Source organism: Bifidobacterium dolichotidis, assembly GCF_003951975.1.
In the GTDB taxonomy this organism is placed as follows: Bacteria; Actinomycetota; Actinomycetes; order Actinomycetales; family Bifidobacteriaceae; genus Bifidobacterium; species Bifidobacterium dolichotidis.
The window spans coordinates 382086-401237 of sequence record NZ_QXGM01000001.1; the positions used below are offsets into that span (position 1 = coordinate 382086).

The 19152-nt window shown below is 51.2% G+C and carries 20 protein-coding genes; 12 read left to right on the plus strand and 8 right to left on the minus strand.

Annotation, left to right across the window (positions count from 1 at the left end; genetic code table 11):
• Positions 1–33: 33 nt before the first annotated feature.
• Positions 34–642 (minus strand): NAD(P)H-binding protein, encoded by a 609-nt coding sequence (locus D2E26_RS01385; RefSeq protein ID WP_241218820.1) that lies wholly within the window; start codon positions 640–642, stop codon positions 34–36.
• A 184-nt stretch (positions 643–826) separates the two neighbouring features.
• Positions 827–2404, minus strand: a complete 1578-nt coding sequence (locus D2E26_RS01390; RefSeq protein WP_125962913.1) for an aminopeptidase P family protein — start codon at positions 2402–2404, stop codon at positions 827–829.
• 276 nt (positions 2405–2680) lie between these two features.
• Between D2E26_RS01390 and D2E26_RS01395 the strand changes: the two genes are divergently transcribed.
• On the plus strand, positions 2681–4237 hold the full coding sequence (locus D2E26_RS01395) for a bifunctional folylpolyglutamate synthase/dihydrofolate synthase (RefSeq protein WP_241218855.1): 1557 nt from the start codon (positions 2681–2683) through the stop codon (positions 4235–4237).
• A 129-nt stretch (positions 4238–4366) separates the two neighbouring features.
• On the opposite strand, the gene D2E26_RS01400 is transcribed toward D2E26_RS01395, so the two are convergent.
• Together D2E26_RS01400 and D2E26_RS01405 are read right to left on the minus strand one after the other, a co-directional pair.
• Positions 4367–5392, minus strand: a complete 1026-nt coding sequence (locus D2E26_RS01400; protein WP_125962915.1) for a lipid II:glycine glycyltransferase FemX — start codon at positions 5390–5392, stop codon at positions 4367–4369.
• Between the two features lie 22 nt (positions 5393–5414).
• The gene (locus D2E26_RS01405) at positions 5415–6989 is read right to left on the minus strand and encodes a UDP-N-acetylmuramoyl-L-alanyl-D-glutamate--2,6-diaminopimelate ligase (protein ID WP_125962916.1); all 1575 of its coding nucleotides are present in this window, start codon (positions 6987–6989) and stop codon (positions 5415–5417) included.
• A gap of 264 nt (positions 6990–7253) precedes the next feature.
• On the opposite strand from D2E26_RS01405, the gene D2E26_RS01410 reads away from it, so the two are divergent.
• The gene (locus tag D2E26_RS01410) at positions 7254–7883 is read left to right on the plus strand and encodes a sigma-70 family RNA polymerase sigma factor (RefSeq protein ID WP_125963365.1); all 630 of its coding nucleotides are present in this window, start codon (positions 7254–7256) and stop codon (positions 7881–7883) included.
• Entirely contained in the window at positions 7883–8296 is a 414-nt protein-coding gene (locus D2E26_RS01415; protein WP_125962917.1) for a hypothetical protein, read from the plus strand. The genes D2E26_RS01410 and D2E26_RS01415 overlap by 1 nt, the downstream gene beginning before the upstream one ends.
• Before the next feature lie 147 nt (positions 8297–8443).
• On the opposite strand, the gene D2E26_RS07635 is transcribed toward D2E26_RS01415, so the two are convergent.
• Positions 8444–8518: a 50S ribosomal protein bL37 gene (locus D2E26_RS07635; protein ID WP_420897196.1), complete on the minus strand. Its 75-nt coding sequence runs from the start codon at positions 8516–8518 to the stop codon at positions 8444–8446.
• A gap of 79 nt (positions 8519–8597) precedes the next feature.
• Positions 8598–9554: an aldose 1-epimerase family protein gene (locus D2E26_RS01420; protein WP_125962918.1), complete on the minus strand. Its 957-nt coding sequence runs from the start codon at positions 9552–9554 to the stop codon at positions 8598–8600.
• A gap of 142 nt (positions 9555–9696) precedes the next feature.
• On the opposite strand from D2E26_RS01420, the gene D2E26_RS01425 reads away from it, so the two are divergent.
• Complete coding sequence (locus D2E26_RS01425; RefSeq protein ID WP_125962919.1) at positions 9697–10686, plus strand: 4-hydroxy-3-methylbut-2-enyl diphosphate reductase; 990 nt, start codon at positions 9697–9699, stop codon at positions 10684–10686.
• Between the two features lie 46 nt (positions 10687–10732).
• Complete coding sequence (gene ybaK / locus D2E26_RS01430; protein WP_206432051.1) at positions 10733–11239, plus strand: Cys-tRNA(Pro) deacylase; 507 nt, start codon at positions 10733–10735, stop codon at positions 11237–11239.
• Positions 11240–11397: 158 nt separating this feature from the next.
• Here the strand turns inward: ybaK and gap are convergent, their stop codons facing one another.
• Both gap and D2E26_RS01440 read right to left on the minus strand, forming a co-directional pair.
• Positions 11398–12456 (minus strand): type I glyceraldehyde-3-phosphate dehydrogenase, encoded by a 1059-nt coding sequence (gap, locus tag D2E26_RS01435; protein WP_125962920.1) that lies wholly within the window; start codon positions 12454–12456, stop codon positions 11398–11400.
• Between the two features lie 173 nt (positions 12457–12629).
• Positions 12630–13385, minus strand: coding sequence for a thiamine diphosphokinase (locus D2E26_RS01440; RefSeq protein WP_125962921.1), 756 nt, complete (start codon positions 13383–13385; stop codon positions 12630–12632).
• Positions 13386–13596: 211 nt separating this feature from the next.
• Here D2E26_RS01440 and D2E26_RS01445 point away from each other — a divergent pair, with 211 nt between their 5' ends.
• From D2E26_RS01445 to D2E26_RS01475, 7 genes are all read left to right on the plus strand, one after another.
• The gene (locus tag D2E26_RS01445) at positions 13597–13854 is read left to right on the plus strand and encodes a DUF6725 family protein (RefSeq protein WP_125962922.1); all 258 of its coding nucleotides are present in this window, start codon (positions 13597–13599) and stop codon (positions 13852–13854) included.
• A gap of 275 nt (positions 13855–14129) precedes the next feature.
• Entirely contained in the window at positions 14130–14810 is a 681-nt protein-coding gene (gene infC, locus D2E26_RS01450) for a translation initiation factor IF-3 (RefSeq protein WP_125962923.1), read from the plus strand.
• 66 nt (positions 14811–14876) lie between these two features.
• A complete protein-coding gene (rpmI, locus tag D2E26_RS01455) occupies positions 14877–15071 on the plus strand; it encodes a 50S ribosomal protein L35 (protein ID WP_125962924.1) in 195 nt (64 codons plus the stop codon).
• Between the two features lie 54 nt (positions 15072–15125).
• Positions 15126–15509, plus strand: a complete 384-nt coding sequence (gene rplT / locus D2E26_RS01460; protein ID WP_125962925.1) for a 50S ribosomal protein L20 — start codon at positions 15126–15128, stop codon at positions 15507–15509.
• A 136-nt stretch (positions 15510–15645) separates the two neighbouring features.
• The gene (gene xerD / locus D2E26_RS01465; protein ID WP_125962926.1) at positions 15646–16587 is read left to right on the plus strand and encodes a site-specific tyrosine recombinase XerD; all 942 of its coding nucleotides are present in this window, start codon (positions 15646–15648) and stop codon (positions 16585–16587) included.
• Positions 16588–16699: 112 nt separating this feature from the next.
• Positions 16700–17539, plus strand: coding sequence for a ParA family protein (locus tag D2E26_RS01470; RefSeq protein ID WP_125962927.1), 840 nt, complete (start codon positions 16700–16702; stop codon positions 17537–17539).
• Between the two features lie 182 nt (positions 17540–17721).
• Positions 17722–19140, plus strand: coding sequence for an MFS transporter (locus D2E26_RS01475; protein WP_125962928.1), 1419 nt, complete (start codon positions 17722–17724; stop codon positions 19138–19140).
• Positions 19141–19152 lie beyond the last annotated feature (12 nt).

Genomic DNA, 19152 nt, shown 5'->3' on the forward strand with positions numbered 1-19152 from the left:
GAGGTTTCAACAACAGTGAGGCTTCAACAGCAATCAGCTTTGCAGTTCGAATGTGCCGTTCATAATTTCCGACACAATATTGGCCACCGACAGCTGTGGCACTTCCGTCGCCTGAGTTGGGGCCTTACTATCCGTAATTTCGTAAGTCACTTCATCAGTATCGCTGACCCATGCCGGTCGGATAATCGTATAGTCAAGATGACTATCTTCAATTACTTTTGCTGCCTCGGCATATTCAACAAGAATGTGACCGAGTGTGGCACGATTCCACTGGCCATACATGCCAGGAATCTCATCGTAAATACCTAATGAAGAAACCCAAACCAAACGCTTATGCTTTGGTGATTTCATAGCATCAACAACGGATTCAGCCTGATCCACAATGCTTGGGCGATCGTGACCTGTGCCTCCCGTGAAATTGGCATAAACTACAGAAGCATCTTCAACAGCTTCAGCAAGCTTGCCGGTTTCCATAGCTTCGCCTTGTACAACGTGCACATGGCTGCTCTTACGAACATCACTATTGATGCGCTGGGGATGGCGTGCGTACAGCACTAAATCAAGTCCTTGCGCGAGCAGAATCGGTTCGGCAAGCTTAGCAATACGTCCTGCAGCGCCAAGAATTGCAACTGTGCGCGCCATCAACCTTTCCTTCCAATAATGTGAGGCACGCTGCTAGGTCAACAGCGTGCCTCATAAAACGAATTGAGTTGGCAAACATAAAGAATAAAGAACCATTCTTTATGTGAGCTCGTGTAGTTGTTATCGTAAAACCGGCAAATTTGACGACATGCGCATCTCGCTACCGGCTAACGATTTCAAGCTATCAGCGAGCTTCAGCAGCCATCTGAGCCATCCAAGCCTCAACATCGTCGATCTGCTTTGGAATACCAGCGGAGATCCATTCAGGACCGTCCTCGGTCATCAGCACATCGTCCTCAATACGAATACCAATGCCGCGGTACTCCTCAGGGATCATCAGATCATCCTCACGGAAGTAGAGGCCAGGCTCAATCGTAAACACCATGCCAGGCTCAATAGGAGCACCCTGGTACGACTCATAACGAGCCTGTGCGCAATCATGCACATCAAGACCCAGGTGGTGAGCCACACCGCAAGCAAGCCAACGACGGTGCTGCTGACCTTCAGGGGAAAGCGACTCTTCCACATCAACTGGCAGAATGCCCCACTCGTGCAGGCGCTCAGCAATAACGCGCATGCATGCATGGTGAATATCGGAGTATGTTGCGCCAACCTTAGCGGCTTCGAAACCAGCCTGCTGCGAATCCAGCACTGCCTGGTACAGACGCTTCTGGAAGTCCGTGAACTTACCATTCGTTGGGAACGTACGCGTAATGTCAGCCGTGTACAGGCTATCGACTTCCACGCCAGCATCAATCAGCAGCAGCTCAGAACCGCCAACAACACCCGTATTGCGCTCCCAGTGCAGAATTGGAGCGTGCACGCCAGAAGCAATAATCGTGTCGTAGCCGACCTCATTGCCTTCTTCACGAGAAATAGCGTTGAATGCACCCTCAAGCATGCGCTCCGAACGAGGCTTATCGAGCACAGAAGGCAGACGACGCAGAATGTTATCGAAGCCATGCTTCGTAGCAGCCACAGCCTTACGAATCTCCTGAACTTCGTAAGCATCCTTGCACTTACGCTGCTCAGAAGCGAATTCCAGCAGCTTGTTATCGTGAGCCGTGTTCGTTGGCTTATCATCGTAACCATTCATGGCACGCACCTGATCCACGAGCTCAGTGACTTCAGGATCAGTCTTTTCAATAACGCGCAGTTGCACGCCATCCTTGCCAAGAGCGTCCTTGAGCTGAGCGATATCATGCGTCTCAAGGCACGTCATAGCGGCCATTTCCTTCAGACCTGCGCGTGGACCAACCCAGTACTCGCCATAGTGAGCATCCTGGAAGAAGTCAGTCGTGTAGTGGTTAGCACGAGGAGCCACAAACAGCTCAGCCTTGTGCGTCTGACCGTCAGCAGCTTCCTTGCTGTCTGGATCCACAGGGTTCAGCACGAGCACCGAACCAGCTTCATAATCCTGACCCAAGCCCGTGTAGTAAATGAATGCAGAATCTGGACGGAACTTGTAATCGCAGTCGTTGTTACGAACCTTTGGCTGACCTGCAGGAATCACAAGGCGCTCGCCAGGGAATGCAGCGCCCAGCTTAGCCAGGCGAGCAGGCGTATACGATGCGGACTCATAACGTTCAATCGTTGGCTCGTTATCGTCCCAACCGGTAGACATGAACTCAACGAACTTTGCAGAACGTGGGCTCAACGAACGATTGTTAACACGATCTGCCATATCCTGGTCCTCGCCTGGGGCCATGGCCTGTTCGCGGGCCTCATATTCTTTATCTTGTGCTGTGATGACTTCAGCCATTGTGCTCCTTTGTGAACAATCCAGTGGGCACGTATGGATCGGCTTAGCGCATAGGCATGCGTGCTCATTAGGAAACTAAACTCCATCGTAATAAGCATGAGCGAAGATACCCCCGTTCACGGCGAGGGTAGACACAACTCTAGAATAGAGCGGGCTCGTATTACGGCAATGAATCCAGAAAGGTCGTTCATGGTTTCAGCACAGCACTTTGAGCAAGCAAACGAATCAGAAGATCAGCGTATTGAAGCAGCCTACAGGGCTGTTGAACTCAGCATTATGTCGCGTCCAAGCGAACGCAATACTACGAATCTTGATCTCAAGCGTATGCGCATGATTCTCGACTTGTTCGGCAATCCTGAGCATTCGTTCCGCGTTATTCATGTGACGGGTACGAATGGTAAGGGCTCCACGGCTCGTATGGCTGAAGCTATTTGCCGCGCCTATGGTCTGCGCACCGGCCTGTACACCTCACCACATCTTGAGAGCGTAACCGAGCGCATTGCTATCGATGGTCAGCGCATTTCCAAACAAGATTTCGTGGAACTGTGGAACCAGGTCAAGGACTTCGTTGCACTCGTTGATATGAAGATGGACCAAGAAGGTTCACCTCGTATGAGCTTCTTCGAAGTGCTGACGGCAATGGCTATTTGGAAGTTCGCTGACGAACCAGTGGATGTTGCCATTGTGGAAGTTGGCATGGGTGGCCGTTGGGATGCCACGAACGTGCTCGACGCTGATGCAGCAGTACTTGGCCCAATCGATATGGATCACATGGCATGGCTTGGTGACACGGTTGAGCAGATCGCTGAAGAAAAGGTTGGCATTATTAAGGAATCGTGCACGGCTGTTATTAACAAGCAGCCTCACGAGATGGAAGTTATGCCAATTATTGAGCAGGCTGCAGCACAAATGCATGCCCACTTGGTGCGCGATGGAGAAGAATCCGAAGTCGTACGCCGTATGCCAGCAGTCGGCGGCCAGCTTGTTACATTGCGTACACCAAATGGCACGTATGAAGACGTTCCAGTTGCTATGTTCGGTGAACATCAGGCTCATAATGCGCTCGCAGCACTGTGTGCAGCAGAAGTTGTTATTCCAGTCAACGGACCACTTGATGGTGATCTGGTTGCTGAAGCGCTGGGTGGCGTGAAGATCCCTGGTCGTATTGAGCAGATTCGTAATTCGCCAACGATTATTTTGGATGGCGGCCACAATGTCAACTCGGCAGAAGCAGTGCGCGCAGCTATTGAAGAGAATTACGACTTCAAGCAGGTTGTTGGCGTTGTTGGCATGATGAAGGATAAGCAGGTGGAGGAGTACCTGGGCGTGCTCGAGCCACTGCTGTCCGAAGTTATTGTCACTGAGAATTCGTGGCGCGATCGCGTGATGCCAGTTGAAGACATCGAGAAAATTGCAAACCGCGTGTTCGGTGAGTCTCGTGTGACGGCTATCGCTGATCTGCCAAGTGCAATTCAGGAAGCCGTGAACCGTGTGGACGCTGAAGATGAGGTGGGCGTGGGCTACGGTCACGGCGTGCTGATCTGCGGTAGTTTCGTGACGGCTGGCGACGCTCGTATGCTGCTTAAGGAAACGGTGAATCCTGAGCTCAAGATGACCGTTGAGCAGCGTGCACATCAGACGGGTGTCGATCCACTGCCTCGCAAGGAAGAAGATCCTGAGCTTGAGGATGCTGCCGAGCTCGATTTCGAAACCGACGCTAACCCAGATTTCGATGCCACCGATATTAAGTCGATTCTGCTCGGCCCAGATCTGCGTGCCGATGACGATCAACTCGATTCGCTGCTTGACGACGGTACGGAATCGGAGCACTGAGTCGGATTCAGAGTAGGAGACTGGGCTCAGCATAGTGAGTTGTGCTGAGTCTGGAGCCCTGAAAGCTGTTGAAAAGTTGAGCCCCAGCAAGTTGTTACGCTTGCTGGGGCTCAACTATTAGCTGTATTTTTACTTCTCGTGATGCTTCAATGAGCGCAGCTTGTCACGAACGCTCTTCATCATCGTAAGCATGCTGTACAGGCACTTGTGCAGTGGAATATCATGACCAGCTGCAACCACCGTCGTATCCTTAGCGAACTTCGTCTTGAAGCCATTGAGCGACTTTAGCGAAGGAGCAAAGTCATTACCAATGCCCATCAGATCGAACTTCGTGAAGCCTTCAGAGTTCAGATCAAGCATGGCGTGCAGCAGCATCTTATCTGGAATGAACTCACCACGAGCATCAGAAGCCATGCAAGCGTAGTAGTACACAGCAGACTTACCATGCGTCGTAATAATCGTCCAACCATGCACTTCGCCATTGACGCGAGCAGCATAGAGACGTGCATTCTTGCCAAGCTTCGTGAGCATATCAATGTAATCGCTCATAGGAGCAGGGGCGAAGCCATCACGCTGAGCCGTATCGACCATAACCTTGTAGTACTCAGTGAAATCAGCCAGAGCCTGAGCCGTTTCATTCTGAATCTCAGCAGGGCTTTCACGCATAGCCTTACGCACATCGCGACGGCCGCGCTTCTTCATACGAGACAGAATGTCATCTTCAGTACCGGTCAGATCCACAACTACAGTTTCGCTGTATGGCACTGTTGACAGCACTGGCTTGACATTGGCATGGTCATACCACGTATCAATACGCAGGAATGCAATATGACGGTCATTCGTGCGCACAAACTTCACGAGTGCATCAATGAACTGCTGTTCCTGCTGCTGAGTTGGCTTCTCCTGCCACACTGGACCATGGCCAGCACGCAAATACGAATAACCATGCGTATCCATGCGAATCAGCGAAATAACAGCAACAATCTTGCCTTCTTGTTCGCTATCGCGCACGAGCAGCGAGCCCCAAGGCGTACGTCCTGGAACTTCCGACTGGTAATCAGCCCATACGGCCGTTTGCTCAATTGGCAAATCAAGGCCTAAGTTCTGCGCTTCCTGCTCCATAGTGGCAGCAGGTACGCGCTCAATAATCATCATGAGTTTCTCCTTGTATGAGCTATCAGTGCTGTTGGAACAACCGTGTTACGAGCTGAGCATCGCCTTCATACTCAACATGGCGTCCCTGCACTTTAATCCAGCGCTCTTCACCTTTACCGAGCGCTAGAATAACATGCAATCGACCAGACTTATCATCACGAGCCTGCTGAATTGCTGTCTCAATAGCCTCAGCACGATCAAGAATAATAGTGCTATTCACATTCACATCGGTAATATACGAGGCCATAGCTTCGCAAATATCTTGTGGAGATTCCCTATCTGGGTCATCAGACGTGAAAATAAACTCGTCAATACGATGCTGAGCAGCCTCAACCATCTCTTGACGACGATCCAACGCCTTACCACCAGCAGAACCGGTGACCAGCGTAATCACAGGATCTTGCTTACCCCAACGCATATCAACGAAATCAAGCAACGACTTCACTGAAATGCCATTGTGTGCATAGTCAACAATCGCATAAGTATTCGATTGCGAATCCTTAAGCTCTTCCATGCGGCCCGTAATACGAACCTGCTCAAGAGCAGGAATCGCAACTTCGGTATCAAATGGCACACCAGCAGCTTCAATTAATGCAATTGCAGCGGCAGCGTTCAGATAGTTAAAGTCGCCATCCATGGCCAGCGAAATACTGCCGCGCGCATCGCCAAAAATCGTAATATCAAAATTCTCATGACGTTCGTCAGCGGCGCCAACAGTAATCAAACCAAGCGGCGTTGTCTGACCGTCATCCGGAAGCGTGGAATCTTCAGTGCCGAACAACGTAACTGGAACATCGTTTAAGTGAGCGTCCTGCAGCAGCAGACGAACGTGATCACACTCGGCGCCGAGCACGAGAGCGGAAGTATTCGCAATAATCTGACGCTTGCAGTACAGATAATCCTCAAACGTTGGATGCTCAATAGGGGAGACGTGATCAGGCGAGATATTCAAGAAGCCGGCCACATCGAAATGCAAACCGTAGACGCGATTCACCTTGTATGCCTGGCTGGAAACTTCCATAACCAGATATTCCATACCGTTATCGCGAGCCTGACGCATCATACGGAACGAGTCAAGCGACTCAGGCGTCGTCAGATCCGACTCCACATAATGCTTGCCATCCACGCAGTTCTCAGCCGACGAGAACAGCGCGCACTTGCCGCCCGACAATGCGTTCAACATAGCCTGCGTAAAGTAAGCCGTTGTCGTCTTACCCTTTGTGCCCGTAATACCAATAACCGTCAGCTCATCCTGCGGATAGTCATAGTAGGCAGCAGCCAGCAGGCTCAGTGCCTGCGAAGCGTTATTAACAATTAAGCCAGGAGCAGCCGTGTACTCACTGAAATCTTCAGTAGCCACATACGCAGCAAGACCAGCCTCATCAACACCATTGAGATACTGAGGCTTGAAATTACCCTTGCACACGAGCATTGAGCCTTGACGAACTTCCTTCGTGGAATACGTCAACCCCGCAAACTGCTTCTGTGAATCTGCCACATCGGCAGGATTCAGCGTCCATCCATCTCGCGTAATAATTTCACGCAGCAAGCCATGCTCGAACAGTAATGACGCCGCAGATTCGAGACTCAAAGCCATCTAATTCATCCCTTTTCGTCCAAAGTCCTGTCTTGGGCATTCTAGCCCGACGACAGCACAGTGTGGCGTCGCCTTGCGTTTGACTCAGCTCGCCGTTTTTTGTGCAGTTCTCTGCAAGCCATGATATTGCGTGCAGCTAATGTACAGTTTCGTTCACTAATATTGAGTTCTGTGAATACAGACCAGACTTCCCAGCAGAACATTGCTGGCGACTCGCATACCGACGTGACGCCGTCGGATGCGCTTACGTCAACGGGTACTGCGATCGCAGCTCCTGCCTCAGGCACCGGAACGGACCTTGTGGAATCAGAAGCTCAGCGACGCGCACGCTTTGAAGCGCTAGCTCTTCCAGCCGTTGACGCGTTGTATCGCCAGGCTATGAAATTTACGAATAATGCCGAAGACGCACAGGATCTTGTGCAAGACACGTTCGAACGTGGCTTTAAGGCATTTGACTCATTCCGTCCAGGCTCGAACTTTGAAGCATGGATGACGACGATTGAAAAGAACGCATTCTTCAACCAGTATGCCAAGGCAAAGCGCCGCCCACAGCGTGCGAATGATGCCACGGGTGAATACGACGATTGGGATATTTATGCGGCAGCAGGTCATGCTCCCTCAGAGCTGAAATCTGCAGAACAGGAATATCTTGACGCTTTTGCACCTGAAGAGATTATGAAGGCATTAAATAATCTGCCACCAGAGCGCCGTCAAGTTTTTATTGACGCTGCTATTGATGGCAAGCCATATAAGCAGGTTGCCGAGGAGCAGGGTGTCAAAATCGGTACGGTGATGAGCCGTCTGAACCGTGCTCGTACGCAGCTGAAGCAAGAGCTTGCACAATATGCGCGTGAACGTGGCTATGGCAAAAAGGCAAAGGGAGAAGCAGAGTAATGAGCGACAACACCATGTCCATCAACGAGCAAACCAATGCTCAGCCGCAATTCCTTGCTGACGTAATTGAAATGCACGCTTTGCAGAACGGTTCATCTGAAACGGATATGAGCGAAGAACTCGAAGAAATGAATGCAGAGGATGATCAGCTCGACGTCGTCTGTGACGATAATGCGTGTTTCGACGCATCCTGTTGTGATGCGATGGAAGCACATCTTATTGAACGCATGCGCGATATTCTGCGTCCAGAAGTAGCACCAGCATGCCTGTATGAGCGCATTCAGCACACGCTGGATCGCTGCTGCGAAGAACGGCGTGTCGCTTCAAGCGTGACGCATATTACGCAAGTGACGCAGGTAACGCATGGCAATCACATGCATACGACGATTATTCATCGTCATATTGAGCACTGAGTTCGATCTGCAAATGGGGTGCAGCATAACGCAGTACTAAAAACTGGCAATGTGAGTGAGCATTGCTGGGCATATATAGACAAAGGGCTCGAACCGATTGGTTCGAGCCCTTTGTAGCAAAGACTAGCTTTTTACAGCGAATGCAACTCAGGCGTTTGGACGCTTACCGTGGTTAGCATTCTTCTTGCGGCGATCCTTGCGCTTACGGCCACGCATACCCATGATGGTCTCCTTTGGTTGAACGATTTCTACAAGCCTCAACGGATTATCGCACAATAACGAGACGTTTCATCTGCTGAGGTCAGCGTGCGCCTTCTACAATACCAATTTGCAGATGAGTTTCGCTGCTTTGACCAGCAGCCAGCTCAATCAGATCCTTCTTTGTATTAAAGGCATTGGCATAAGCCGTCTGAGGCTCCACAGCAACACCAGCAGGATGCTTCTCAGCAGGGAAGCCCGTACCCGTGCACACCTGGAAGCTCGTAATCGTCTTATCGCCAGCAACACGAGTCACCAAGCCATCAGTACGCGTGAACAGTGCCGTCGTCCAGCCATCGGCATCGTGCTCAACATCAGTAAGTGCATCATCATATGGCTGTTGCGTGAGCTGCAGGCCCTCGCGGAAGTCATACTTCGTGCCATCTACTGCTTCAGTACCCGTTGGAATCAGGTTCTCATTGACGGTAACGTGCGTTGCAGCAGGAATTTGCAGCGTGCACTGAGCGTTATCGGCATCAATAGCATCGCCATAGTTCGTAATGCCATTGGCAAGCCAAGGATGAATAGCCAGAGCCCATGGAGCTGGCTTCGTATCGTTATTCGTGACCTTAATCGTCAAGTGCAGGCCATCAGCCTTGAGCTCATACGAGGCAACAACGGTGATATCGAATGGGTAGCCTTCAAGGTTTGGCATACGCCACGTCAGATCAACAGCAGACTCGGTCAGTGCAACAAGCTTCCAATAGGCGCGGTATCCATAACCGTGGATGGCGTTATTACGCTCGTGTTCATCAATTGGCAGATCGTATTGCTTGCCATTGAACTCGTAGGTGCCACCTTCAATACGGTTAGGGAATGGGACCAGAATCTGGCCTTGGCAGCAGTTGGCGAGCTCATTAGCGTCGGTTGGAACAACAACATCTTTGCCTTGATACTTCAACACACGCAGTGCGGCACCAAGCTCGGTAATAACGGCTTCGTAGTCGCCATAGTGAATCGAAAACTGCTGTCCTGTTCGTGGTGTTTGTACTGTAGTCATTTCACTCCATTGTGTTATGTGAACGGTATCAATCTCATAGTGTAATGGGTGAACCCCTTCCATGCATCAAGATGTTTAGCTAAGCTTGAAACGCAATTTTGTCAAGAGACGTCTCATGAACGTCGAGGAAAGGCCTGGATATATGGCAAAGCGTATTGTGCTCGCTGATCCGCGCGGATTCTGCGCAGGAGTTGATCGAGCCATCGTGACCGTACAAACGATCCTGAAAACAGCCCATACGCCTCGTCCGGATGGATTACCGCCTGTTTATGTGCGACGTCAGATTGTGCACAATAAGCACGTAGTGCAAGAACTTGCTGATCAGGGTGCAGTATTCGTTGAAGAGCTTGCAGAAATTCCTGATGCAGCCGCACAAGCAGGTATTCCCGTTGTATTTTCTGCACATGGCGTATCGCCAACTGTGCAAGCTGAAGCCAAGCGTCGTGGCCTGAATATTATTGATGCCACGTGTCCTCTGGTGGGCAAGGTCCATCGTGAGGTGCAGCGCTTCGTCAAGCAAGGCTATGAAATCGTCTACATCGGTCACAAGGGCCACGATGAAGCAGTTGGCGTTGTAGGCGAGGCTCCTGAGCATGTGCATCTGATTGAGCATGTGGACGATGTGCCAAAGCTGCACTTCGATGAATCGCAAAAGCTTGCTCTGCTAACGCAAACTACACTGAGCATTGACGAGACTGCCGATACTATCGCGGCATTGAAGCAGCAGTTCCCATGGATTGAAGAACCAGCAAGCTCCGATATTTGCTATGCAACGTCGAACCGTCAGGCTGCAGTCAAACTCGTGGCTGAGCACGTTGACGTTATGGTTATTGTTGGCTCGGCAAATTCGTCGAACTCGGTGCGCCTGATGGAAGTCGCTGCTTCCGCACTTGGTGACACGACGCGTGCTCATCGCGTGGATGATGCTTCTGAGCTCGATGACTCGTGGTTTGCTAACGCTGAGGCTGTTGGTATTTCTTCTGGTGCTTCGGTACCTGATTCACTGGTGCAGGGTGTTATTGAACATCTGCAGCAGCTCGGTTTTACTGATCTCGATACGGTTGCCGGAGCAGGGGAGAATATGCACTTCGTGCTGCCAGCTCCTGTGCGTGCAATGGCTGCTTCCTTGTAGCGAAGAGCGTGGAGCTGCATCATGAGCCGATCTTATGATGGGCAGCATGGCGAAACATAAACATGCGAAAGGTGCAGCTTCCACACCGGCGTTGAGGCAATTACAAGCAGCTGGCGTGCCATTCAAAGTCTATGAATATGAGCATTCCAATGATCATATGGACGATGGATACGGCATTGAAGCCGCAAAAAAGCTCGGATTTGATGAGCATCAGGTATTCAAAACACTTATGGCTGATGCAGGTTCAGAGCGCATTGTTGGCGTTGTGCCTGTTTCTGGTCATATGGATTTAAAGGCATTGGCTAGCGCTGCTGGATTGAAAAAAGCACAAATGGCTGATCCAAAAGTCGCAATGCGAGAAAGCGGCTATGTTGTTGGCGGTATTTCACCGTTCGGCCAGAAAGTGCATCACACCACAGTGCTTGATGAAAGCGCTGAGCAATTTGATGAAATCCTCGTTTCTGGTGGTAAACGAGGTATGTCCGTTGGCGTGAATCCTCATGATTTACTCAAAGTACTGAATGCTCAGTTTGGACCAATTGCAACCTGGTGAGGCAATCACAGTAATAAAAAAATAAACTTGCGAGTACTACGCAACGTATGTTGACGTATATCGCAGAGTAACTGATATACAGTTAACAAAAATGGCCGCTCCCTTCCGGAAGCGGCCATTTCTAGTACTACTGAGAGTTACTAGTCGCTAAGCGATACTCACTCGGAGATCTCAGCGAAGTACAGCAGCGTACGAATCATGTTCGACGTGAAGCCGTACTCGTTGTCGTAGAACGACACGGTGCGAGCCATCGTCATACCGTCGATCGTGTTGACGTCGGTCTGCGTTGGATCGAAGACACCAGCGTGGGTGTCGCCGAGGATATCGGAGGACACGATGCCCTCATCGTTGTAGCCGTAGAACTCGCAGTTCTCGAAAGCGTCCTTGAATGCTGCGTTGATCTCGTCAGCGGTAGCGTTCTTCTCGAGGACGGTCGTCAGCTCGGTGACGGAGCCATCTGGAACCTGGATACGCTGTGCGTGGCCCTGCAGCTTGCCGTTCACGGATGGAACGACCTTGCCGATTGCCTTTGCAGCACCGGTGGAGTGAGCAATCGTGTTGATTGCAGCAGCGCGCAGGTTGCGACCCGTCTTCGTACCACGAGGGCCGTCGAGCAGCATCTGGGTGCCCGTGTAAGCGTGGATCGTGGTCATGAAACCAGCCTTGATGCCCCACTTCTCGTCGAGCAGCTTGACCATAGCAGCCATCGAGTTCGTCGTGCAGGAGCCTGCAGACACGATGACGTCATCAGCCTTGAGGATGTCGTGGTTCACGCCGAACACGACGGTAGGGGTCACATCGTCCTTTGCAGGAGCGGAGATCAGGACCTTCTTAGCGCCAGCGTTGATGTGAGCCTGGGACTTCTCAGCGGAGGTGTAGAAGCCGGTGCACTCGAGAACGTACTCGACACCATCGTTCTTCACCCATGGAATGTTGTTAGCATCCTTCTCGGCGTAGACCTTGTACTCCTTGCCATCAACGATGATGGAGTCTTCGGTTGCCTTGACGTCGACTGGAGTGCCATCGTCGTGACGGAACACACCGTGCGTGCTGTCGTACTTCAGCAGGTAAGCCAGCGTTGCTGGAGTCGTCAAATCGTTGATAGCTGCGACTTCGATGCCTGCAGCTTCGCCGCCGCGAGCCTGGAGCTCGAAGATACGACGGAATGCGAGGCGGCCGATACGACCAAAGCCGTTGATACCAATCTTCACTGTCATGTAGTTTCTCCCTTATGGGTCCAGTCTTCAAAACTTGCATCTCGTATTTGCATGCGAGTGTGTCAAGTATTCGAAAACCTTTGGTTAACCAACATCATTTACAGTAGTCGGTTTATTTGACTAACAGTGTGATTGTTCGTCTTATTTCATAACTCTTTGAGCGCAATTAGGGGTTAATGAACGCGAAGTGCAGCAGAAATTGAGAAGTCTAAATCGCCTAGATTTCCTTCAAATTCGTGCGATACGTGGTGTTCTGGATCGGCTATACCAGCAGGGTAAGTAATGAGTAATGTGCCCTCGTTAACGCTAACAGTTGCTGACGTTGCATTGAGCAGCTCATTGCTCAATCCATTGACTTGCTGATTGCTTAATTCAGCATGCTCGAGTCCGTACTTTAAGCCAGTTTCCGTCACATCATGAGCAACATCAGAATGTGCAAAAACCGAAACGTAAGCAGGTTCATGTTTGGTAATTGCTGTGAGATCCGTTGCTTCAAAGGTCAGGGAGCCATCACAAAGTGCCGTAATGTGCTGTCGATTGCCATGCAGAATAGCAGTACCGCCACGTTGCGCCACTAATGCTGTAATTTGCAATGCGGAAATGGTGTGGTCAATACGACCACCCAGCGCACCATAAATATGGAAGGTTCGATACCCGAGTGACCATCCAAATTTGAGTGCCGACAGTAAGTCCGGATCATCTTTTTGTGGTGGCAACACCAATACATGGTCATTCTCAGCCGCCACAGTGCGTTCTGATTCCTGAGCAGAATCGAAGTCACCAATAACATAGTCCGGCTCAAGTTCTGCTTGACGTGCGTGATCGAGCCCGCCATCAGCCGCAATGAGTATGTCGCCCTCGTGTAACGCAATTGGCTCGTCATAGTATTCGCCGGCTGCCATAACTACACACGATTGCGTCTGCTGCATGCTCGCTTCTTTCTGGTCACATTGTGGTGTTGTTACGTCAGTCTACGCAACGACCTTATATATAGTGCTTCATCTGGCGCTGAGTTTGTTCTTGTCAGCTCTGTAATTCTGTTTTTATCCCTTTTTTATTTCTGGGTTTGCATCTCTGCCATTTTCAACTCTGTAAATGTGTTTTGCCGCAATCGTCGCGAAGTGCAATAGGGTAGAAGTTATGAGTTTGCCACAAAGAATTCCATCGGGTGCCCGTGTTGTTGTACGCACTGCATTGGGTATTGATGCTACGGATCATCGCATGAAGTTCCGTGATTTTGTTGGTCATGTAGAGAGCTGGGATGGTCACACACTTGAGCTCAATCGTGATGCAGCAGCAAATGGATCACGCCCTGCAGAGCATGTGACGATTCATGCACCAGAAATCGTAAAAATTAAGCCAATTCCAGAGCGTCCTGCTCATATTGGCAAGCAGTAAAGAACGGGTTGTCACCAAACCCCTGATGCAACACGCATTGGTCTAGGGGTGTGGTATTATGCATGAGGCTTGAGAAATCAAGAAAGTGGGAAACCCACCTGGAGTCCTTTTATGGCCTCGGGTCCAAGGCATAGGCCTACATGCAGAGCATGTTTGAGTGCAATAAGCACCGTATGTATTTGATGTAAACCATGTTGATGGTTTATTGACGTGCGCCCATGTGCGGATTCGACAGCATAAAGCTTTAGGAAGAGGCTCTCACTTAAGCAATTGGATTGCAGAGGATTGGAGTCATCATTAGCGACGAACCACGCATCAACGACGAGATTCGCGTCTCCCAGGTGCGCCTTATCGGACCGAACGGCGAACAGGTGGGAGTTATCGCAACTTCCGTCGCTCTGAACCTGGCAAAGGAAGCGAACCTCGATCTCGTCGAGGTGGCACCACACGCGAAGCCTCCTGTTGCCAAGCTCATTGATTACGGTAAGTTCAAGTACAACGAGAAGATGAAGCAGCGCGAAGCGCGTCGTAATCAGAGCACCGCAGAAGTGAAGGAAATTCGCTTCCGCCTCAAGATTGACGATCACGATTTCGAAGTCAAGAAGGGCCACGTTGAGCGCTTCTTGAACGGTGGCGACAAGGTGAAGGTCACCATCATGCTGCGCGGTCGTGAACAGTCTCGTCCTATCGGCGGTGTTGAGCTGCTGCAGCGTTTGGCTGACGAGGTGTCTGAATCTGGCACGATTGAATTCGCACCAAAGCAAGAGGGCCGCAACATTATTATGACGCTGGCTCCTCGTGGCAAGAAGGTGCACACGCAGTCCGAGCAGCGTCGTCGTGGCGCTGAATCGCGTGCAGAACGCCAAGCTCGTCAGGCTGCTCGTTTGGCAGCTAAGCAAGAAGCTCAGGCTAAGGCCGCGGCAGAAGCTAAAGAAGCAATCGCTTCTCAGGACTGAACATAAAGCTTCCATTACGCAAGCAATAACTTGCCTTGAGCAAGGAAATACACAAGGAGGGCAGCAATGCCGAAGATGAAAAGTAACTCCGCAGCACGCAAGCGCGTACGCCTCAGCGGCTCGGGCAAGGTCGTGCACAACGGTAGCGCAATGCGCCACAACCTCGAGCACAAGTCTGCTCGTAAGCGTCGTGCTCTGAGCGCTAACAAGACGCTCTCCACGCCACAGGCCAAGAAGATGAAGGGTCTGCTCGCTAAGTGAGCTTAACTGCTCCGAGCAGAATATTGAGGACTTTAGGAAAGTAGAGGAAATCACATGGCACGTGTAAAGCGCTCTGTCAATGCCAAGAAGAAGCGTCGCGTCGTTCTCGAACGCGCTAAGGGTTACCGCGGTCAGCGTTCCCGCCTGTACCGTAAGGCTAAGGAACAGCTGCTCCACTCGTTTACTTACAACTTCCGCGACCGCAAGGCTCGCAAGGCTGACTTCCGCAAGCTGTGGATCCAGCGCATCAACGCTGCTGTGCGTGCTGAAGGCATGACGTACAACCGCTTCATCCAGGGTCTGCACCTGGCTGGCATTGAACTCGATCGTCGCGCTCTTGCTGAGATCGCTGTTTCCGATGCTGAGACGTTCAAGGCAATCGTTGAGCAGGCTAAGGCTGCTCTGCCTGAGGACGTTAACGCTCCAGTCAACGCCTGAGCGTTACGAAGCTAGAAAAGCTGCTTAACTAGAAAGCCCCGCCATGAGGTGGGGTTTTCTGTTATGTTGCAACAACAGAAATACAAAAGATCTGTAGAGTAGACACGGCCAAACGCAAGACAAGAAAGGAGCCGGTATGCACGAACGCACACTAGACGAGTGGGCACAACGGTTCCTGATGTTTATGGACGTGGAGCGCGGCGTTTCTCAAGCAACTTTGCAGGCGTACCGCACCGATTTACAGCGTTACGTTACGTTTCTGAACGAACAGAACGTGAAGGATCCCGCACAAATTACGACGGCACTGGCAGAACAGTATGTACGAGAGCTGAACGGACTCGGTCAGTCCACACGCAGCATTGCTAGGCGAGTGGCCAGCATGCATATGTTCCACCGTTTCTTTGTTCAAGAAGCGGCTGTTGAAGCGGACGTAACAGCAAGCGTGCACGCACCAAAAACGGCGTCAGAACTGCCAGACGTACTGACTATTGAAGAAGTACAGCAGTTGCTTGATGCAATTCACCCAGCCGAGGGTATTACGGGAGCTGATGACCCGATTGGCTGGCGCGATTGTGCGTTACTTGAGTTGTTATACGCCACAGGAGCGCGCGTCAGCGAAGCCGTTGGCCTGAACTTGGATGACATTGATATGGAATCGCAAGTGCTGCGCGTGACTGGTAAAGGTAATAAACAACGCCTCGTACCGTTCGGATCATATGCGGCACAAGCACTCGAAAGCTATATCAACCAGGCACGGCCTCAGCTGGAACGACGTTCAAAGAAGCCAATTCCGGAACGACGTGCAGTGTTCTTGAATAAGCGTGGTGCGCGACTGTCTCGACAGTCGGCATGGGAGATTTTGCAGCGAGCTGCGCAGATTGCGAAACTCGGCAGAGCAATTCATCCACACACCTTGCGCCATTCATTCGCCACGCATTTAATACAGGGTGGCGCTGATGTACGCTCAGTGCAAGAATTACTTGGTCATGCCAGTGTGCAAACCACGCAAATATATACACATGTGAGTCCAGAATCGTTGATCGAAACCTACGCGTTGGCACATCCACGTGCGCGGTAAGTCTACGAAACTTGCAGATCTCATGAAGAGTTGGCCCTCAGCGTTGCAGTAGTCCTGACTGCGATTATGCTGAGTGACCAGAACAGCAATACGAACTGATAGAGTAAACAGTATGCCTACGGATATGCTCGGAAGGGAATACGCAACATTCCCTGTACCTAAGGCCTTGCTTCAGCATGGGCCCGCTAAAGTCATTGCTATGTGCAACCAGAAGGGTGGCGTAGGCAAAACAACAAGCTCAATTAATATTGCAGGCGCTTTGGCACAATATGGCCGCAAAGTGCTGATTGTTGATTTTGACCCTCAGGGTGCTGCCACCGTTGGCTTAGGTATTAACGCGAATGCCGTGGAAAACACGGTGTATACGGCTTTGTTCAATCCTCGTATGGATGTGCATGAAGTGATTCAGCACACGAAGTACGACAATCTTGACGTTATGCCGGCAAATATTGATCTTTCTGCTGCAGAAGTGCAGCTCGTTACCGAAGTGGCACGTGAACAGGTTTTGGCCAGTGTGCTGCGTCAGATTAAGAACGAGTACGACGTCATTATTATCGACTGCCAGCCATCGCTGGGTCTGCTGACCGTTAATGCACTGACTGCTGCTGACGGTGTGATTATTCCTGTGGCTGCTGAGTTCTTCGCACTGCGTGGTGTTGCACTGCTGATGCAGTCGATTGAAAAAGTGCAGATGCGTATTAATCCATCGCTTGAGGTGTACGGCGTGCTCGTCACGATGTTCACGCGTACACTGCACAGCGACGAAGTTCTGCAGCGTATTTATGAAGCCTTCCACGACAAGGTTTTCCACTCGGTTATTTCGCGCTCGATTAAGTTGCCTGACGCCAATGTGGCTGCAGCACCAATTACGTACTACGCGCCAAACCACAAGACGGCTCGCGAATACCGTGAGGTGGCTCGTGAACTCGTGGCCAAGGGGATTGTGGCCTAACAGTTGCACAGCAACTCGTTGCTAACTCGTTAGTAACTTATTACTTATGTTGAAATGCTTCTGAGCATCGTTGGTTTGCTCAGAAGCATTTTGTATTTCAGCATGCGGCCCTTGGGCCTAATGCTCATGCGTGCCGCTCGTAGTCTGATGAAGACAGCAGAGAGAACGTTATTGGGAGAGTTATGTCCTCGTTTACCCCCAACACAGCAGCAGCTGGTCACAATGCAACATTGACGCGTAATGAGCGTCTTGATCGTCTCAAACTCAATGCAGCCCACCGCCGCCTACTCGTGGCCTCTGGCGTGGGCTGGGCGTTTGACGCTATGGACGTTGGCTTGGTGTCGTTCGTCGTCACAGCAATTGCTGCTGACCCTGTATTCCATCTGACGGCTACGCAGAAGTCATGGGTGCTTTCGATTGGCTTTATTGGTATGGCTATTGGTGCCGCGCTTGGCGGTTATTTAGCTGATCGATTCGGGCGCAAAACTATTTTCACCGCCACATTAATCGTGTTCGGCATCGCGAATGGTGCAATGGCCTTTGCTTGGTCACTGGTGGCATTGCTGGCCGCGCGTTTCGTCATTGGTTTGGGATTAGGTGCCGAGCTGCCAGTGGCGTCTACGTTGGTATCGGAATTCTCTCCGACCAGGCAGCGTGGCCGCATGACTGTGCTTCTTGAATCGTTCTGGGCCGTGGGATGGATTATTGCTGCACTGATTGGCTATTTTGTTATTCCGTTTTCTGGCGATTGGGGATGGCGCTGGGCGCTACTGATTGGAGCTGTGCCATTGCTCTACGCGATTGTTGTGCGCAGACAGCTGCCAGAGTCAGTGCGATTTCTTGAGTCTCGCGGCCGCCAAATTGAGGCTGAGCAGGCTGTTCGCTATTTCGAGTTAGCAGGGGATACGAAGCGTTTGATGTTGGCTAAAGCCGAGGCTGCATTAAGTGTCAGTGCTGCTGGTCCTCAGAGCGACTTGCATGAGACGAAACCGATGCCGCGTATTCGTACGAGGGAACTGTTCAGTCGCAAGTTCTTAGGCATTACGGCTGCGATCTGGGCCACGTGGTTCTTTGTGAACTTCTCGTATTACGGTGCGTTCACGTGGATGCCAAGTCTGTTGGCCGATCAGTTCGGTTCATTAACGAAGTCATTTGGTTATACGCTTGCGATTTCTATTGCGCAGCTGCCGGGCTATTTCTTGGCCGCTTGGCTCGTCGAACGCTGGGGTCGCCGCCGCACATTGGCCGTGTTTCTGGGCGTTTCGGCCGTAGCTGCGTTCTTGTTCTCGCAGTCCACAGCCGTTTGGCAGGTGCTCGTGTTCGGCTGCCTGCTGTCGGCATCAAACTTGGGCGCGTGGGGCGTTATGTATGCCGTAACTCCTGAGATTTATCCGACACGCTTGCGTGGTGCAGCCTCGGGGGCTGCTGCCGCGTGCGGGCGAGTGGCAGCCATAATTGCGCCGCTGCTCATGCCTTGGTTCCTCACGCTTTCGGGCGGCAATAAATCGGTGGCATTTATTGTATTTGCTGTTGCGTTTGTGCTTGCTTGCGTCGCAGCATTGTTCCTTCCAGAACGAACCGGTCAGGAGCTTGAAGACTAACGTTTCGCGTTT

Coding starts and splice junctions, on each gene's coding strand:
- D2E26_RS01385 (WP_241218820.1), bottom strand. CDS start 642: ATGGCGCGCACAGTTGCAATTCTTGGCGCTGCAGGACGTATTGCTAAG.
- D2E26_RS01390 (WP_125962913.1), bottom strand. CDS start 2,404: ATGGCTGAAGTCATCACAGCACAAGATAAAGAATATGAGGCCCGCGAA.
- D2E26_RS01395 (WP_241218855.1), top strand. CDS start 2,681: ATGTCGCGTCCAAGCGAACGCAATACTACGAATCTTGATCTCAAGCGT.
- D2E26_RS01400 (WP_125962915.1), bottom strand. CDS start 5,392: ATGATGATTATTGAGCGCGTACCTGCTGCCACTATGGAGCAGGAAGCG.
- D2E26_RS01405 (WP_125962916.1), bottom strand. CDS start 6,989: ATGGCTTTGAGTCTCGAATCTGCGGCGTCATTACTGTTCGAGCATGGC.
- D2E26_RS01415 (WP_125962917.1), top strand. CDS start 7,883: ATGAGCGACAACACCATGTCCATCAACGAGCAAACCAATGCTCAGCCG.
- D2E26_RS01420 (WP_125962918.1), bottom strand. CDS start 9,554: ATGACTACAGTACAAACACCACGAACAGGACAGCAGTTTTCGATTCAC.
- D2E26_RS01425 (WP_125962919.1), top strand. CDS start 9,697: ATGGCAAAGCGTATTGTGCTCGCTGATCCGCGCGGATTCTGCGCAGGA.
- ybaK (WP_206432051.1), top strand. CDS start 10,733: ATGGCGAAACATAAACATGCGAAAGGTGCAGCTTCCACACCGGCGTTG.
- gap (WP_125962920.1), bottom strand. CDS start 12,456: ATGACAGTGAAGATTGGTATCAACGGCTTTGGTCGTATCGGCCGCCTC.
- D2E26_RS01440 (WP_125962921.1), bottom strand. CDS start 13,385: ATGCAGCAGACGCAATCGTGTGTAGTTATGGCAGCCGGCGAATACTAT.
- D2E26_RS01445 (WP_125962922.1), top strand. CDS start 13,597: ATGAGTTTGCCACAAAGAATTCCATCGGGTGCCCGTGTTGTTGTACGC.
- rpmI (WP_125962924.1), top strand. CDS start 14,877: ATGCCGAAGATGAAAAGTAACTCCGCAGCACGCAAGCGCGTACGCCTC.
- rplT (WP_125962925.1), top strand. CDS start 15,126: ATGGCACGTGTAAAGCGCTCTGTCAATGCCAAGAAGAAGCGTCGCGTC.
- xerD (WP_125962926.1), top strand. CDS start 15,646: ATGCACGAACGCACACTAGACGAGTGGGCACAACGGTTCCTGATGTTT.
- D2E26_RS01470 (WP_125962927.1), top strand. CDS start 16,700: ATGCCTACGGATATGCTCGGAAGGGAATACGCAACATTCCCTGTACCT.
- D2E26_RS01475 (WP_125962928.1), top strand. CDS start 17,722: ATGTCCTCGTTTACCCCCAACACAGCAGCAGCTGGTCACAATGCAACA.